This is a genomic window from Prauserella alba (genome assembly GCF_024171735.1).
GTDB lineage: Bacteria > Actinomycetota > Actinomycetes > Mycobacteriales > Pseudonocardiaceae > Prauserella > Prauserella alba.
In genome coordinates this window covers 985626-1000685 of the sequence record NZ_JAMTCH010000004.1, presented here as the reverse complement: position 1 = coordinate 1000685, position 15060 = coordinate 985626, and the positions used below count along the sequence as shown (strand labels likewise).

Sequence of the window (15060 nt, the reverse complement as noted above, 5' to 3'; positions counted from 1 at the left end):
GGCGCCCTCCGGGTGGGAGCGCGTCAGGTGTCGAAGGTGTCCTTCGGGGCTGCGCGGAGGTGGGCGCGTTCGCCCTGGGTGCCGAACAGGCTGAGGAATTCGACGGGTTCGCAGTCGGCGGAGCCGAACCAGTGCGGGACGCGGGTGTCGAACTCGGCGGCCTCACCTGGCGTGAGTGCGAGATCGTGTTCGCCGAGCACGAGCCGGAGCCGCCCGTTGAGCACGTAGAGCCATTCGTATCCCTCGTGCGTCTGCGGGTCCGGTTCCGGCGGCGTGTCACATCCGTTGAGCACGATCTTGTACGCCTGGATCCCGCCGGGCCTGCGGGTGAGCGGAAGCATGGTCATGCCGTGCCGGGTGACCGGGCGCAGGTGTACGCGCGGATCGCCGGTCGGCGGCGCGTCGACCAGCTCGTCGAGTGCGACACCGTGGGCCTTGGCCAGCGGGAGCAGCAGTTCGAGCGTCGGCCTGCGGGCGCCAGATTCGAGGCGTGACAGCGTGCTCACGGAGATGTCGGTCCGGTCGGACAGCTCCGCGAGCGTCAGGTCGCGCCGGGTGCGCAGTGCGCGCAGTCTCGGTCCCACGGCGTCCAGTGCCTGGCCCAGCTCGTCGTCCATGAGGTGATTTTGCCATCTCGGCAAAGAACTTTGCCAACTCTTGTGACGGCGGTGCAGAGTCGCCGGTGGAGGTATCCACAGCACAGGGGCGAGGAGGACACGGTGACCGAGGAGGACACGGTGACGGAGCAGTGGGAAGGCGACTACGACGTCGTGGTGATCGGGGGCGGAGCGGCCGGGCTCAATGCGGCGCTGATGTTGGCCCGTGCACGTCGCAGCGTGGTCGTGCTCGATGCAGGCGAACCCCGCAACGCGCCCGCGCACGCGGTGCACGGACTACTCGGGCGGGAGGGGGTTCCGCCCGCCGAACTGCTGGAACGCGGCAGGGCCGAGGTGCGCAGCTACGGCGGCCGGGTCGTGACCGCGGAGGTCGACGCCGTGTCGGCAGGCGGCGAAGGGCGGTTCACGGTGTCGACGTCCGCCGGGCGGTCGGTACGGGCACGCCGGGTGCTTGTCACCACCGGTCTCGTCGACGAACTGCCCGATATCGGGGGCCTGCGTGAGCGGTGGGGGCGTGACGTCGTGCACTGTCCGTACTGCCACGGCTGGGAGGTGCGCGATCGGCGCATCGGGGTGATCGCGAACGGGCCGATGGCCTTGCACCAGGCGTCGCTGTTCCGGCAGTGGAGCTCCGACGTGGTCTTCTTCTCCCGGGGCATGGAACTGTCCGGTGACCAGCGGGAGCAGCTCCTCGCACGTGACATCCGCATCGTGACCGGCGACGTCGATGCGCTGGTGATCGACGACGACCGGATCACGGGCATCCGCACGGCCGACGGCGAGACGGTCGCGAGGGACGTCGTCGCCGTGGCGACCCGGATGGTCGCGCGGGCGGGGTTCCTGGCGGACCTCGGGCTGACACCGAGGGAGCACCCTTCGGGCACGGGGGACCACCTGCCCGTCGACGCGCGCGGCGAGACCGACGTCGCCGGGGTGTGGGCGGCCGGCAACGTCACCGACCCGTCCGCCCAGGTGGGCAATGCCGCTGCGGCCGGTGCGTTCGCCGCCGCGCAGCTCAACGGTGATCTCGTGGCGGAGGACACCCGGGTGGCGGTCGCCCGGTACCGGGGCGAGCCCGTCGCAGTGACCGGCTGACGGCCCCGCGCGGTACGTCCGAGGGCGCCGCCGACCGGCCGACATCACCCACCGCCGCCCGCCCGGTCATGCGTCGGGTGGCGGTGGGTGATGTGGTGCCGTCGATACTGGTGCGCTGGAAACTGATGCGCTTGGATACTGGTTGGAACCGGGAGATTCGTTCTCGGTGCTGCGGAGCGTGCATCCGCCGCGGAGCGGCCATGCACTGGGAGCGGCCATGCACTGCAGGGCGGCATGCACCGGGCCCGCAGGATCGTCACTGCGGGCACCGGCAAAGCCCGGCCGGTGACCGGGCGCGGTCGTCAGGACCGGTTGCCCTGCTTGATCGCGAGGGGAACGCCCGCCAGATCCTCCTCGTTGCAGAGGATCTTCAGGTTGTAGTACGGGTATCCGTCGCGATCGTCGTAATCGAGGTGGACCGCGATGACGTCCGCGGACTCACCGAGCCACTGCTGCGCCTTGCGGAGCCAGGCCGCGCCGCGCTCCAGAGCGGCGGGAAGATCGTCGTCACGGAACTCGACGGGACGGTAGGGCACATCGTGGATGTGGTCCTGCGGATCGGTAGGCGTGGGAAGCCCGGGCGCGACGCCCTCGTCGTTGAGTTCCAGGTGGATAGTCTGTTCACTCACCCCACGAGCGTCCCCCAGCTACGGCGTCAGGGCAAGCGCCACCCCCTCCGTACTGGGCCGATGCACCCTCATCGGGGCTGTTTCGGCGGTGCGCCGACCATGCGCCGAGCGAGGTCGGCGTAGTGGTCGGCGAGATCGCTTCTGCCCAGCTCGCCGCCGGGGGAGAACCACCGGGCCACGCCGTTGCACATGTCGAGCAGTGCGAGCCGTGTCGTCGCGGGGCGGGTGGTGGTGAACACACCACTGCGCAGGCCGTCGTCGATGGTGTCGGACCACAGTTTCTCGTACGCGTCCCTGATGCCGACGACGTCCCGCCGCGACGCGGGTGTCAGCGCGTCGACCTCGTTGTCCACGACCCGGGTGCGCAGCGGTTCGCGCGCGTGCCGGGTCACGTGCAGCACCACGAGCCGGTCCAGCCGTTCGACAGGGTCGGTGACACCGTCGAGCTCACCCGTTGCGGCGTCGAGCAGGCCCTGCAGCGAGGTGCGCATGATGTCCGCGAGCAGCCGCTCCTTCGTGGGCATGTAGTGGTACAGACTGGCCGACGAGAGGTCGGCTGCCTTGGCGAGGTCGCGGATGCCGGTGCCGTGGAACCCTTTCGTGGCGAACAGCCGCACCGCCGCGCGGTGCACGCGCTCGCCTGCGGGTTTGCCGCCGGCGGGTTTCGTCACAGCCACCTGCCCGCCTTCCGGTCGTAGGAGCCCGCGCGCTGATCGCCCTCGCGCAGCTGTCCCTTCGCGACGCGCTCGGACGGGGTCATCGGCAACTCGTCCACAACGGACCAGAATCGCGGAACCTTGAACCGTGCGAGTTTCGCCTCGCAGAACGCGGCCAGTTCCTCGGGATCGTGCTTTCCGTCGAGCACGACGTACGCCTTGACCTCCTCGCCGCGCAGCTCGTCCGGTACGGCCACGACCGCGGCCGCCGCGATGCCGGGGTGTAGCAGCAGGGCGCGTTCGACCTCGTCGGCGGCGATGTTCTCCCCGCTGCGGCGGATCATGTCCTTGGTGCGGCCGATGAAGAACACCCTGCCCTCGTCGTCCATGCGGGCGAGGTCGCCGGTGTGGAACCAGCCGCCACGGAACGCTTTAGCCGTCGCGTCCGGATCGTCGTGGTAGCGGTGCATCAGGCCGGTGCCACGGATCAGCAGCTCACCCTCGGTGCCGCGCGGAACGGGGATGCCGCTGGCGTCGGCGACGATCACCTCGCGGTGGGCGGCAGGGCGCCCGATGCAGCCGCTGCCGACCAGCTCGTCGTGATCATCGGGGTACATGCGGATGTCGCCGCCGGTCTCGGTCATGCCGAAGGCCTCGTACCACGGCACACCCCACCTGGCCTCCAGCTCGGCGTGCAGTTCCGGCGGAATGGCCGAGGCCGTGATCGCGCGCACCCGGTGGTCGCGGTCCTCCGGTCCGCGCGGCATTCGCAGCAGCAGCGTCGGCATCAGGCCCAGACAGTAGAACCACGTGACGCCGTGCTCACGCACCTTTTCCCAGAACGTCGACGGGTGGAACCGGTCGAGCACGACGAGGGTCGCACCGGAACGCAGTCCCAGCGCGACGTTCCACTGTGGATCGATGTAGTGGAACGGCTGCGCGGTCAGCATGACGTCGTCGGCCGAGATCGCGGGGAAGGCCGTCGCCAGGTCGTCGGCGAGGGTCGTCCAGTAGCGGTGGGGCAGGACGCACCCCTTCGGCGCCCCGGTCGTGCCCGACGTGTACTGGATGTTGGTCGGCGTCTCCCGGGTGGGAGCGAAGTCCGGCGTCGGTCCCGTGCCGCTGCTCTCGGTGCCGCTGCTTTCGGTGCCGCTGAGCTCGTCGGTCGTGACCACCTCCCGCAGCCCGGTGCCGGGGGCGACGGTCCGCAGCAGCCCCGCGAACTCCTCCGACGTCACCGCCAGCGAAGCACCCGAATGGGTGATCACGTGGCCGCCGTCGAGTTCGCGGTATCCGGTGTTGACGGGCACCATCGCCGCACCGAGCCGAGCCAGCGCCAGCCACAGCAACGGGAACTCCGGCCGGTTGTGCAGCATGACGGCCACCCGGTCGCCCGGCGACACCCCGCGTTCGGCCAGTGCCGCGGCGAGCAGGCCGGTGCGCCGGTCGACATCGGCGAACGTCAGCGTCTCGCGGGCGCCGTCCCGCCCGGTGTCGTCGAAGATCCATGCGGGCTTGTCCGGCCAGGTCCGGGCCGCCGTGGTGACGAGTTCGACGAGATGGGTGCTCATCGGGACCGGAACTCCTCTGCGCTCTTGCCGACCTCGGGGGTGTGCTCGGTGAGCAGGGCGTGCGTGACCTCGAGTTCCAGCACGCTCTCGACCGCACCGTCGATGCCGTGGTCCAGAGCGCGCTTGGCCAGCGTGACCGAACGGGGCGGCTTGTCCGCCAGCTCCGAGGCCAGTTCCGTGACGCGGGCGCCGAGCTCGTCGCGCGGCACGACCCGGTTGACCAGGCCGAGTCCGGCGGCCGTCTCGGCGTCGATGCGCTCGCCCAGCAGCATCAGCTCCTTGGCCTTCAGCGGTCCGACCAGCAGCGGCAGCAGGCGGGACGCCGCCCCGGTGACGCTCAGGCCGAGGCCCGCTTCCGGGAAGGCGAACACGGCGTCGTCCGCCGCCACCACCAGATCGCACCCCAGTGCGAACTCGGCACCCGCGCCGATCGCGTACCCGTGCACGGCCGCGATCACCGGCTGCGGCAGGCCACGGAGTTTGCGCGTGACGTCCTGCAGGCGTTCCAGCCGCGGGCGCGAATCACCCTCGGGTGTGGGCTCCTTGAGGTCGTGCCCTGCGCAGAACGCACGCCCTTCGCCGGTGAGCACGACCGCGCGGACGTCGGTGCGGACCGTCACGGCGTCGAGTGCGGTGAGCAGATCGTCGACGAGGTCGGCGGTGACGGCGTTGAGCCGCTCGGGGCGGTTGAGGCGGACGACGGCCACGCCGTCGGCGCCGGAGGTGTCGAGCTCCACTGTCGGCATGCCGCAACACTAACTCGGTCGATCAATCGATCGATAGACCGGAAGGGTGGCATCCGGGCACTGACCTGTGCTGAACTGCGTGTCATGCCGGTACGTGATGCGACACCCGACGACGTCGAGGACATCTGCCAGCTCATCGAGGAGCACGCTCGTTACGAGGGCAAGGACGACCTCGTGCTCGACCGCGGCGACATGGCGAAACACCTCTTCGGGCCGGAGCCGAAGGCGTGGGTGGTGATCGCCGAGGCGGACACCGGAGCCGACGTCGACGATGCGGCGGGCGAGCGGGTGACGGCCGGCATGGCGCTGTGCGCGTGGACGTTCCCCAGCTGGGACGCCAAGCCGGGCGTCTTCCTCGACGACCTGTTCGTGAAGCCGGAGTTCCGCCGCTACGGCCTCGGCAGGGAGCTCATGGCCGAGCTCGGCAGGCGCACCAGCGGACGGGTCGAATGGGACATGCAGGTGGGCAACGCCAAGGCCGAGGCCTTCTACGGCTCGCTCGGCGGGAAGCCGGTGGAGGGCTGGGTCAAGTACCGGTGGCTCCCCGACCGGCGGTGAGGCTCGGCCGCCGGTTCCGTCGGGAGGACGCCGTATCTTGGAGGGCATGGAAGACGGCTCGAATCGGCGTTCGTCCTCGATCGAGGACTACATGCGCGCGATCTACGGCCTCGCCGAGCGTGGCGAGGCCGTGACGAACACGTCCCTGGCGGGCAGGCTCGAGGTGAGCCCGTCGTCGGCGTCGGGCATGGTCACCAAGCTCGCCCAGCAGGGCCTCGTCGAGCACGTGCCGTACCGCGGCATCGAGCTCACGGCCGAGGGAATGCAGCTCGCTCGGTCGGTGCTGCGCAGGCATCGGCTCATCGAGACGTATCTCGTCTCCGAACTGGGCTACACATGGGACGAGGTGCACACCGAGGCCGATCTCCTCGAGCACGTGATGTCCGAACGTCTCGTCGAGCGCATCTCGGCCAAACTCGGGGATCCGGTGCGCGATCCGCACGGCGATCCGATTCCGGCCCCGGACGGGAGCGTCGAGGAGATGTCCACGGCACTGCTCGACGAACTGCCCGCGGGCGCGGTCGGGGAGATCGCCAGGGTGTGGGACACGGACCCCGAGCTGCTGCGGTTCCTCGCGGAGCGGTCGATCACGATCGGGGACCGGGTCGAGGTGGTGGAACGGCAGCCGTTCGGCGGCCCGGTCGTGGTGAAGGTCGGCCCGCCCGCCGACGCCGCAACCCACGCCCTCGGCACCACCATCGCGCAGGCCCTGTCGGTCACCGTCCGCTGAGGCGCCCCACCGCGTGTCCTGCACTCAGCACCGCGTGTCCTGCGCCCACCCGTCGCCCGGCCACCACCTCTCGTCGCCCGGCCACCGCCCCTCAACGCCGCACTCCCGCGCGCCGGACCCATGCGCGTGTTCTGCGTCCACGTCGCCGGCGCCGCGGTGCCACACGACTGCCCTGCGTCACCCGAAGTGCCCGACAGCTCCCACGGCGAGCAGCAGAAAGGCCGCGGGGAACGCGATGTTGTGGAACACCAGGGCGCGAACGTGGACGGCGATCGCGATCACGAAGAACGCGACCAGCCCGACGGCGGCGGCCGTACCGATCAGTGGAACCCCGGCGAACCCGAGCAGCAGGCCCACGACGCCCGCACCCTCGACGACCGCGAGGTACGGGAGCCACCGGGCGTCGAGCCCGACCTGGGCGCAGTTGTCGAGCACGAACCCTGCGCGCATCGCTTTGGCCACCACCTCGACGGCGTTGGCCACCGCGCAGCCGATCGCGGCAACCAGCAGTATGACGTCGAGCGCTCCGCTCATGGTCGTCCCCTTCGAGGTGTCGGCGGTTCTCACCCCTTCCGACGCCGACGACGCGCGACGTGTGACACCCGCGAGGTTGTGACACCGGTGGCGGCGGCTACGTGCGCCCGGTGACCGTCTCCACCTCGGCGAACCGGCGCCGGACGTCGCGCTCGGTCAGGCCGAAGTCGGCGAGCGAGTAGCGGTGTGCGGGACGGGCCGCGCCGGTCGTGCTCGCGGTGTGCAGCCGCCGCATCGCCTGGCGTGCCTCGTCGCTCAGCGGTAGGCCGAAGTGGCGGTACACGGCCTCCACGGTGCCGATCGGGTCGGCGACGAAGTCGTCGTAGTCGACGTCGAAGAACCGCCGCTGATCGTGGCGGGCGCGGGTCTCCGTGAACGTCTCCAGCCCGCGGGCCCACAGTTCGAGTTGGTCGCGGCCGACGCGCTCGCCGGTGAACGTCTCCGACCAGCCCGCGCTCGCCTGCGCGTTGAGGCTGCACACGGAGGCGATCGCGGTCTCGGGTGGCCGGTGCGTCTGGATCACGAGCGCGTCCGGATACACGCGGAGCAGCTCGTCGAGCGCGAACAGGTGACTCGGGTTCTTCAGTACCCACCGGCGGCCCGCGTCGGGCAGTCCGATCAGCTGCAGGTTGCTGCGGTGCCGCCGATATGCCGCTGTCCAGTCCTGTTCGGACAGCCACGCCGAGTACGAAGGCATGTGTGCCAGGCATTCGTACGACACCGAACGCAGCGACTGCCGCAGCAGTTGCCAGCATTCCTCGACCTGGTCGGCCGACATCGCGTGCACGCCCATGAACTCCGGGTTGTCGACGTGGTACTGCTCGTAACCGGCCTGGATGCGCTGGAAGACGGGGTTGTCGGGCCACGTGTCCGGGTGCGGGCGCGGCTGCGGCACCTCCGTCAGCCACACCTCGAGTCCCTGGCTGGCGGGGTCGGCGGTCAGCAACCGGTGCAGCGCGGTCGTTCCCGTGCGCGGCAGACCGGTGACGAAGATCGGCCGCTCGATCGTGACGTCGGCGTGCTCGGGATGCTGTTTCCACGCCGCTTCGCTGAGCAGCCGGGCCATCAGCGCGCCGCGAAGGAACGCGCGTTTCACCTTGCGCCCCAGCGGGGTCAGCGCTGCCTCGCGTTCGTAGGAGTCGAGCAGCACGGCGAGTCCGTCGGTGTAGTCGTCGCCGCCGAAATCGTCGAGCCCGGTGATGCGGCTCGCGGACTCGCACAGCTCGTCGATGGTCGCGACCATGGCACCGCCTTCCTCAGTGGTGGAACTCGCCCGCGTTGACGTCGAGACACTGGCCGGTGATCGCCCGCGCCATGGGGGATGCGAGGAACACGACGGCATCGGCGATCTCGTCGGGTTCCGGAAGCCTGCGCAGATCGGTGGTCGCGGCGGTGTCGTCGTAGACCTGCTGCGGGTCGACGCCCCGTTCGCTCGCGAGGTGGGCGAAATAGGCCTGCAGCATGTCGGCCCAGATGTAGCCGGGTGCCACCGAGTTCACGCGCACGCCCGACGGCCCGAGTTCCGAGGCGAGACTCTGCGACACCGACAGCAGCGCCGACTTCGCCATTTTGTACGCGCCGTAGAGCTGCCGGGAATGCCGCAGCACCGCCGAGTTGATCATCACGACCGACCCGGCCGGTGCGAGCCGCGGGGCGAAGCGCCGGGTGAGCCGCAGTGCCGCGAACACGTTGACGTCGAGGCCCGCCCGGAGCTTGTCGATTCGCACCTCGGTCAGGTCCGTCATCGGCGGCATCGCGAAGGCGTTGTTCACCAGTGCGTCGACCCGGCCGAACTCGGCGAGCGTCGAGTCGACGATCCGGGCACACGCGTCGTCGTCGGTGATGTCGGCGGGCACGGTGAGCACGCGCCTGCCGAGTTCGCGCACCTCGGCAGCCACCTTCCCGAGCCGCTGCCCGTCCCGCGCTACGAGCGCGACGTCGGCGCCCGCGTGCGCGCTGCGCACCGCGATCGCCCTGCCCAGCCCGGGACCCGCACCGGACACCACGACGACTTTGCCGGCGAGGACCGTCATCCCAGCATCCTCGTTGCGAACTCCGCCTGCCTGCGCGCGATCCGCGCCGACCACTGCTCCGGCGTGACTCTCGCGTGGTCGTGGAACGGCAGCCGGGTCGGCAGCTCGTCGACGTCCACGACCTCGACGGTCGGCCCGTCGGCTGCGCCGAGATCCCGCGAGAGCCGTTGCCAGCGCAGCTGCACGTACCCGCGGTCGTGGCCCACTCGTTCCAGCCAGTTGGCGACACCCGGGTCACGCTCACTGACGACGAACCGGAACCGCCCGTCCGGGTCCACAGTGGCCTGATCGGCGGTGAGACTCGTCTGGTGGTTGACGTAGTCGAGGGAGATGTACCACATGCTGCCGAGCTGGATGCCCTGATACGGCGCGTCCGACTTCGGCACCGTCACGATCATCGCCTTGTCGTCCGGAAGGTCGTAGTGCCCGACGGCCGAGAACTGGGTCGCCAGACCGCCAGGGGTGCGGCGCGGTTCGGTGAGCGTGTTCACCGGCAGGTTGAGATAGAACCACTCGGGGAAGGCGAGGAACGTTTGCAGTCTGCCGAGCAGCATCTTTCCCGCGACGCCGTAGCGTTTTGCCATCGCACGGCGGTCGAGCGGCGGTGGTGCGGTTCCCGCGGTGTCGTCGCGGTGGATGCGGATCGTGCCGCGGCGCTCCGTCCAGTCGCTGTAGACCTCGCGGACGACGAGCATGGCCGCGCCCTCGGGGAGCACGAAGTAGCCGCTGCCCGCCTTGCTGCGGTCGGGGCCGAAGCGGATCTCGAACGTTCCGTCGGGTGTGATGTCGAGTTCGCGGTCGTCGAACGCGGTGAGGCTGTCCGGCACCTCCACCGGGGTGTAGTCGCCTGCCAGGACCTGGAAGCTGAGGTCCCTGGTGGTGCCGCGGGTGCCGGTGATGACGTACTCGGCGTCGTCGCGGATGTAGGAGTGGAAGTACAGCGCGTCCGGGTTGTCGAGGCCCATCTTCGTGTACGGACCGGTCGACTGGACGAAGAACGGATGGTCGCGCTGATAGGCCCGCGCCAGGTGGAGGCAGGCCTGGATGCCGCCCGCGAGGTAGTCGTACCCCTCGACGAGGTCCGCTTCGTTGCGGACGTGGGGTGCGTCGGCGATGACCTTCTCGGCTTCGGCGATGGCGTCCGCCAGCGGCTGCGTGATCACGCGCACACGATAGAACGTGTTCTACATCTTGGTCAATGAAGTACGGTGCGCGCTCATGACGTCTCGGCCCAGAGGTTGGCGGTCAGTCGCAGGCTCGGCACGTCCGCCGTGGACAGCATCATCTCGTAGAGTCGCAGGTAACCGGTGTGGGCGATGCGCCACACGCCGTCGTCACCCCGGAGATAGCGGTCCCGGTAGAACGCGGCGCCCTTGATCAGCACGTCGTGTTCCGGCGCGATGACCGTGTCCTCGAACGACCACGTGCCCGTCGCCGAGTCGCCTTCGATGTCGATCTCCGGCTGACCTGCGGAATGCGTGGTGATGATCGTGCCGCCGAGGTTGCTCTTCAGGAACTCCAGGATCGCGTCGCGGCCGGTGAAGCTGAGCGGTTCGCCGAGTGCGGGGCTTCCGTAGTCGGCCGTGGCGTCGGCCGTGAGCACGTCGGCGAGCTCGTCCCAGCGTTTGAGGTCGACACAGCGGAGGTAGCGGTACTTGGCCTGCTTGATCTGTTCCAGGGTGGCGAGGTCCATGAGCACAAGCTTCGCGGTTCGCGCCGCCTGTGGCAAGAACATGTTCTCGTCGCGACCCCGTTGGCGCGGGCGGTGCCGGGCTTGCTTTGCTGGGTGAATGACCACAGATGCAGAACTCGCAGGGCAGCTGGCCGTCGAAGCCGGGAAACTGTTGCTCGACGTGCGTGCCGACGGCGCCGACCTGGCACCGAAGGAGCTGGGCAACCGCGGCGACGCGCGGTCGAACGCGCTCCTGCTGGAGCGGCTCGCCGCGCAGCGCCCCGGCGACGCCGTGCTCTCCGAGGAATCGGCCGACAGCAGTGAACGGTTGTCGGCCGACCGCGTCTGGATCATCGACCCGCTCGACGGCACCCGCGAGTTCTCCCAGCCCGGCCGGGACGACTGGGCCGTGCACGTCGCGCTGTGGCAGCGGGGCAAGGGCATCACCGACGCGGCGGTGGCCCAGCCGGACCGGGACACGGTCTACGTGACCGGCGACGTGACCCTCGCGCCGAGCGACGGCACCCGCCGGATCCTGGTGAGCGCCAGCAGGCCACCCGAGTTCGCCGCAGGAGTCGCCTCCGATCTCGGCGGCGAACTGGCCCCGATGGGCTCGGCGGGCGCCAAGGCGATGGCGGTGCTGCGCGGCGAGGCCGACGCCTACCTGCACGCGGGCGGCCAGTGGGAGTGGGATTCCGCCGCCCCGGCGGGTGTCGTCCAGTCGGCCGGACTGTTCACGTCCCGTGTGGACGGATCGCCGCTCGAGTACAACGCGCCCCACCCCTACCTGCCGGACCTGGTCATCTGCAGGCCCGAACTCGCCGACGACATCCTCGCCTCGATCGTGAAGCACTCCTGAAGAGAGCGCGCCGGTTCAGCGCCCCCAGGGGCACTTTGGTTGCATTGGACGCAACCAAAGTGCCCCTGGGGGCATTCCGATCCGGGTCAGTCGGCGAGCGCGGCCAGGATCTGTTCGCCGTACTTGTTCAGCTTGTTCTCACCGACACCGCCGACCCGGCCCAGTTCATCCAGAGTGGACGGATGGTCGACGGCGATCTGCCGCAGCGTCGCGTCGTGGAAGATGATGTAGGCGGGTACGCCCTGCTCCTTCGCGGTGGCGCCGCGCCAGTCACGTAGCCGGTCGAACGCCGGCTTCGCCTCGTCCGGCAGATCCGCGGGCTGGGCGGCGCGCTTGGTCTTCTCGCGCGTCGCCGTGCGTTTCGGCTCACGGCGCAGATGCACCTTCCTACCCTGGTACAGCACCTCGTCGCTCGCAGGGGTCGTCACGAGCGTGCCGTACTCGCCCTCGACGGCCAGCAGGCCGGTCGCGAGCAGCTGCCGGATCACCCCGCGCCACTCGTTGTCACCCAGGTCGGAACCGACGCCGAACACGCTCAGCTCGTCGTGCCGGTGCTGCGTGATCTTCGTGGTGGTCTTGCCGCGCAGGATGTCGATGATCTGCCCGGCGCCGAACTTCTGGTTCCGCTCCCGTTTCAGCCGCACGACCGTCGACAGCAGCTTCTGCGCGGCGACGGTGCCCTCCCACGACTCAGGGGGCGACAGACAGGTGTCGCAGTTGCCGCACGGCTCACCGTCCTGGCCGAAGTAGGCGAGCAGCTGCACCCGGCGGCATTCGACCGTCTCGCACAGCGCCAGCATCGCGTCGAGATGCGTGGCCAGCTTCCGCCGGTGGGCCTGGTCGCCTTCCGACGACTCGATGAGCTTGCGCTGCTGCATCACGTCCTGCAGGCCGTAGGCGAGCCAGGCCGTCGACGGGAGCCCGTCTCGGCCGGCGCGACCCGTTTCCTGGTAGTAGCCCTCGACGGACTTCGGCAGGTCGAGATGCGCGACGAACCGCACGTCCGGCTTGTCGATGCCCATGCCGAACGCGATCGTCGCTACCACGATCAGCCCGTCCTCACGCAGGAACCGGGCCTGATGACGTTCGCGGGTCGCCGCGTCGAGGCCGGCGTGGTACGGCACCGCGTCGATCCCGTTGCGGACGAGGAGCTCGGCGGTCTCCTCGACGGACTTGCGGGACAGGCAGTACACGATGCCCGCATCGCCGTCGTGTTCCGTGCGCAGCAGGTCGAGCAGTTGCTTACGCGGTTCGTTCTTCGGCGCGATGCGGTACTGGATGTTGGGCCGGTCGAAACTGGCGACGTGGTGCAGCGCCTCGTCCAGGCCCAGTCGCTCCGAGATCTCGGCGTGCGTGGCCTTCGTGGCCGTGGCCGTCAATGCGATACGCGGGACGTCGGGCCACTGCTCGTGCAGACCGGACAAGGCGAGATAGTCCGGGCGGAAGTCGTGCCCCCACTGCGACACGCAATGCGCCTCGTCGATCGCGAACAGTGCGAGCGGTGCCCGGTCGAGCAGCCGGCGCGTCGCGTCCAGGTTGAGGCGTTCCGGGGCGAGATACAGCAGGTCGAGTTCGCCGGCGAGCAGCTGGGACTCGGTGAGCCGCCGCTCGTCGGGATCCTGTGTCGAGTTGAGGAACCCCGCGCGCACGCCGAGCGCGCGCAGTGCGTCCACCTGGTCCTGCATCAACGCGATGAGCGGTGAGATCACCACGCCGGTGCCGTCGCGGGCCAGCGCCGGAATCTGGTAGCACAGCGATTTGCCGCCACCGGTCGGCATGAGCACGAGCGCGTCGCCGCCGGAGGTGACGTGGTCGACGATCTTCTGCTGTCCGGGGCGGAACTCGTCGTAGCCGAACACCCGGTTCAGCACGTCGAGCGGGTCGCGGGTCGTCACCCGCGCGATCCTACGACGCTGCTCCGACACGGGAGCGACACGGCGCCGCCGAGCCGGCCCTGGTCACTCCAGGCGGGCGATCGGGGCGCCCTGCTTGACGACGTCGCCCTCGCCGACCAGCAGCCGGACCACCCCGCCGGTGGGGGCGGGCACCTCGACGTCCACCTTGTCGACGGCGACCTCGGCCAGTAGCTGCCCCTCGGACACCTGCTGGCCGTCGGCCGCGAACCAGGTGGCGAGCACACCCTCGGCGTCGGGGTCGGACTGCGACACGGTGGGGAACGGCACGTCGCCGCCTGCTCCGGTCACCGCTCACCGCCCCATGACGCCGAAGACGGCACTGCGGATCCGGTCGGCCGTAGGCAGCACGGCGTCCTCGAGTCCCCGGGCGTACGGGATCGGCACGTCGGGTACGGCCACCCGCACCGGCGGTGCCGTCAGCAGGCCGGGGTCGCGTTCGGCGACCCTCGCGATGATCTCGCCCGAGACGCCGAACGACCGGTAGTCCTCGTCGACCACCAGCAGCCTGCCCGTGCGGCCGACGGATTCGAGGATCGTGTCGGTGTCGAGCGGCACGAGGCTCCGCAGGTCGACGACCTCGCAGTCGATGTCGTCGCCCGCGAGCTCGTCGGCGACGTCGAGCGCGTGGTGCACCGACAGCGACAGCGTCGCGACGGTGACGTCCGTGCCGGGCCGGGCGATCGCGGCCTTGCCGATCGGCACCTCGTAGTCCTCCTCGGGCACCGGGCCGACCGAACGCGGGTTCTTCGCCATCCACGGCAGTCCCATGATGCCCTTGTGGAACATGTAGACCACCGGGTTGTCGTCGCGGATCGCCGAGGTCATCAGTCCCTTGGCGTCGGCGGGGTTGCTCGGCACGACGACCTTCATCCCCGGCAGGTGCGCGAACGTGCCCCACAGGCACTGCGAGTGCTGCGCACCGTCGGAGTAGCCGCCGCCGACCGCGGTCGTCAGCACTATCGGCACGCGCACGTTGCCGCCGGACTCGTAGTGGATCTTCGCCATGTGGTTGTAGATCTGGTCCATGCAGACGCCGAAGAAGTCGGCGAACATCAGCTCGGCGATCGGCCGCATCCCTTCCACGGCCGCACCGATCGCCGCGCCGATGAACGCGGTCTCGGAGATCGGCGTGTCCACGACCCGCTGCGGGCCGAACCGGTCGAGCAGACCGGTTGTCGAACTGAAGATGCCGCCGTAGGCGCCGACGTCCTCGCCCATCACGAACACGTCCTGATCGCGGTCCATTTCTGCGGCGATTGCCTCCACCATCGCTTTCGACGTGCTGAGTCGGCGGGTGGTGGTCGGCGCCGAGGCGTCGGTGAGCGACATCGCTCCTCCTCGTGGCTACGTCGTGGTGTGCTGGGTCGTGGTGTGCTGGGTCGTGGGTGCCGGGTCGTGTGTGGTGCCGTCGGGCGAAGTGCGGCGGCTCGGGTGAAGCCGGGCC

The 15060-nt window shown here is 69.9% G+C and carries 17 protein-coding genes; 4 read left to right on the top strand and 13 right to left on the bottom strand.

What is annotated here, in order from left to right; translation table 11 throughout:
• Window positions 1-23: 23 nt before the first annotated feature.
• Window positions 24-617 (bottom strand): helix-turn-helix domain-containing protein, encoded by a 594-nt coding sequence (locus LY12_RS13510; protein ID WP_253856531.1) that lies wholly within the window; start codon window positions 615-617, stop codon window positions 24-26.
• A 102-nt stretch (window positions 618-719) separates the two neighbouring features.
• Between LY12_RS13510 and LY12_RS13505 the strand changes: the two genes are divergently transcribed.
• Window positions 720-1712 carry an NAD(P)/FAD-dependent oxidoreductase gene (locus LY12_RS13505; RefSeq protein WP_253856529.1) on the top strand — a complete coding sequence of 331 codons (993 nt, stop codon included), beginning with the start codon at window positions 720-722 and terminating at the stop codon, window positions 1710-1712.
• A gap of 302 nt (window positions 1713-2014) precedes the next feature.
• Here the strand turns inward: LY12_RS13505 and LY12_RS13500 are convergent, their stop codons facing one another.
• The 4 genes from LY12_RS13500 to LY12_RS13485 all read right to left on the bottom strand — a co-directional run bounded on the left by LY12_RS13500 (window position 2015) and on the right by LY12_RS13485 (window position 5314).
• Window positions 2015-2341 carry a hypothetical protein gene (locus LY12_RS13500; RefSeq protein ID WP_253856528.1) on the bottom strand — a complete coding sequence of 109 codons (327 nt, stop codon included), beginning with the start codon at window positions 2339-2341 and terminating at the stop codon, window positions 2015-2017.
• A gap of 68 nt (window positions 2342-2409) precedes the next feature.
• The gene (locus LY12_RS13495; RefSeq protein WP_253856526.1) at window positions 2410-3018 is read right to left on the bottom strand and encodes a TetR/AcrR family transcriptional regulator; all 609 of its coding nucleotides are present in this window, start codon (window positions 3016-3018) and stop codon (window positions 2410-2412) included.
• The gene (locus tag LY12_RS13490; RefSeq protein WP_253856524.1) at window positions 3009-4568 is read right to left on the bottom strand and encodes an AMP-binding protein; all 1560 of its coding nucleotides are present in this window, start codon (window positions 4566-4568) and stop codon (window positions 3009-3011) included. The genes LY12_RS13495 and LY12_RS13490 overlap by 10 nt, the downstream gene beginning before the upstream one ends.
• Window positions 4565-5314 (bottom strand): enoyl-CoA hydratase/isomerase family protein, encoded by a 750-nt coding sequence (locus tag LY12_RS13485; protein WP_253856522.1) that lies wholly within the window; start codon window positions 5312-5314, stop codon window positions 4565-4567. The genes LY12_RS13490 and LY12_RS13485 overlap by 4 nt, the downstream gene beginning before the upstream one ends.
• An 84-nt stretch (window positions 5315-5398) precedes the next feature.
• On the opposite strand from LY12_RS13485, the gene LY12_RS13480 reads away from it, so the two are divergent.
• Together LY12_RS13480 and LY12_RS13475 are read left to right on the top strand one after the other, a co-directional pair.
• The gene (locus LY12_RS13480) at window positions 5399-5872 is read left to right on the top strand and encodes a GNAT family N-acetyltransferase (protein WP_253856521.1); all 474 of its coding nucleotides are present in this window, start codon (window positions 5399-5401) and stop codon (window positions 5870-5872) included.
• A 46-nt stretch (window positions 5873-5918) separates the two neighbouring features.
• A complete protein-coding gene (locus LY12_RS13475; protein WP_253856520.1) occupies window positions 5919-6602 on the top strand; it encodes a metal-dependent transcriptional regulator in 684 nt (227 codons plus the stop codon).
• Window positions 6603-6779: 177 nt separating this feature from the next.
• On the opposite strand, the gene LY12_RS13470 is transcribed toward LY12_RS13475, so the two are convergent.
• The 5 genes from LY12_RS13470 to LY12_RS13450 form a co-directional block, all read right to left on the bottom strand.
• Complete coding sequence (locus LY12_RS13470) at window positions 6780-7136, bottom strand: DoxX family protein (RefSeq protein ID WP_253856519.1); 357 nt, start codon at window positions 7134-7136, stop codon at window positions 6780-6782.
• Window positions 7137-7233: 97 nt separating this feature from the next.
• Window positions 7234-8379, bottom strand: a complete 1146-nt coding sequence (locus LY12_RS13465) for a sulfotransferase family protein (RefSeq protein ID WP_253856518.1) — start codon at window positions 8377-8379, stop codon at window positions 7234-7236.
• 13 nt (window positions 8380-8392) lie between these two features.
• The gene (locus LY12_RS13460; protein ID WP_253856517.1) at window positions 8393-9169 is read right to left on the bottom strand and encodes an SDR family oxidoreductase; all 777 of its coding nucleotides are present in this window, start codon (window positions 9167-9169) and stop codon (window positions 8393-8395) included.
• Window positions 9166-10332, bottom strand: coding sequence for a hypothetical protein (locus tag LY12_RS13455; protein WP_253856516.1), 1167 nt, complete (start codon window positions 10330-10332; stop codon window positions 9166-9168). Before LY12_RS13455 ends, LY12_RS13460 begins: the two co-directional genes overlap by 4 nt.
• Before the next feature lie 53 nt (window positions 10333-10385).
• Window positions 10386-10862: a nuclear transport factor 2 family protein gene (locus LY12_RS13450; RefSeq protein ID WP_253856515.1), complete on the bottom strand. Its 477-nt coding sequence runs from the start codon at window positions 10860-10862 to the stop codon at window positions 10386-10388.
• A 97-nt stretch (window positions 10863-10959) separates the two neighbouring features.
• On the opposite strand from LY12_RS13450, the gene LY12_RS13445 reads away from it, so the two are divergent.
• Window positions 10960-11700 (top strand): 3'(2'),5'-bisphosphate nucleotidase CysQ, encoded by a 741-nt coding sequence (locus LY12_RS13445; protein WP_253856514.1) that lies wholly within the window; start codon window positions 10960-10962, stop codon window positions 11698-11700.
• Between the two features lie 86 nt (window positions 11701-11786).
• Here the strand turns inward: LY12_RS13445 and recQ are convergent, their stop codons facing one another.
• From recQ to LY12_RS13430, 3 genes are all read right to left on the bottom strand, one after another.
• Complete coding sequence (recQ, locus tag LY12_RS13440) at window positions 11787-13595, bottom strand: DNA helicase RecQ (protein WP_253856513.1); 1809 nt, start codon at window positions 13593-13595, stop codon at window positions 11787-11789.
• A gap of 63 nt (window positions 13596-13658) precedes the next feature.
• Window positions 13659-13904, bottom strand: coding sequence for a biotin/lipoyl-containing protein (locus LY12_RS13435; protein WP_253856511.1), 246 nt, complete (start codon window positions 13902-13904; stop codon window positions 13659-13661).
• A 3-nt stretch (window positions 13905-13907) separates the two neighbouring features.
• Window positions 13908-14945: an alpha-ketoacid dehydrogenase subunit beta gene (locus LY12_RS13430; RefSeq protein WP_253856509.1), complete on the bottom strand. Its 1038-nt coding sequence runs from the start codon at window positions 14943-14945 to the stop codon at window positions 13908-13910.
• Window positions 14946-15060 lie beyond the last annotated feature (115 nt).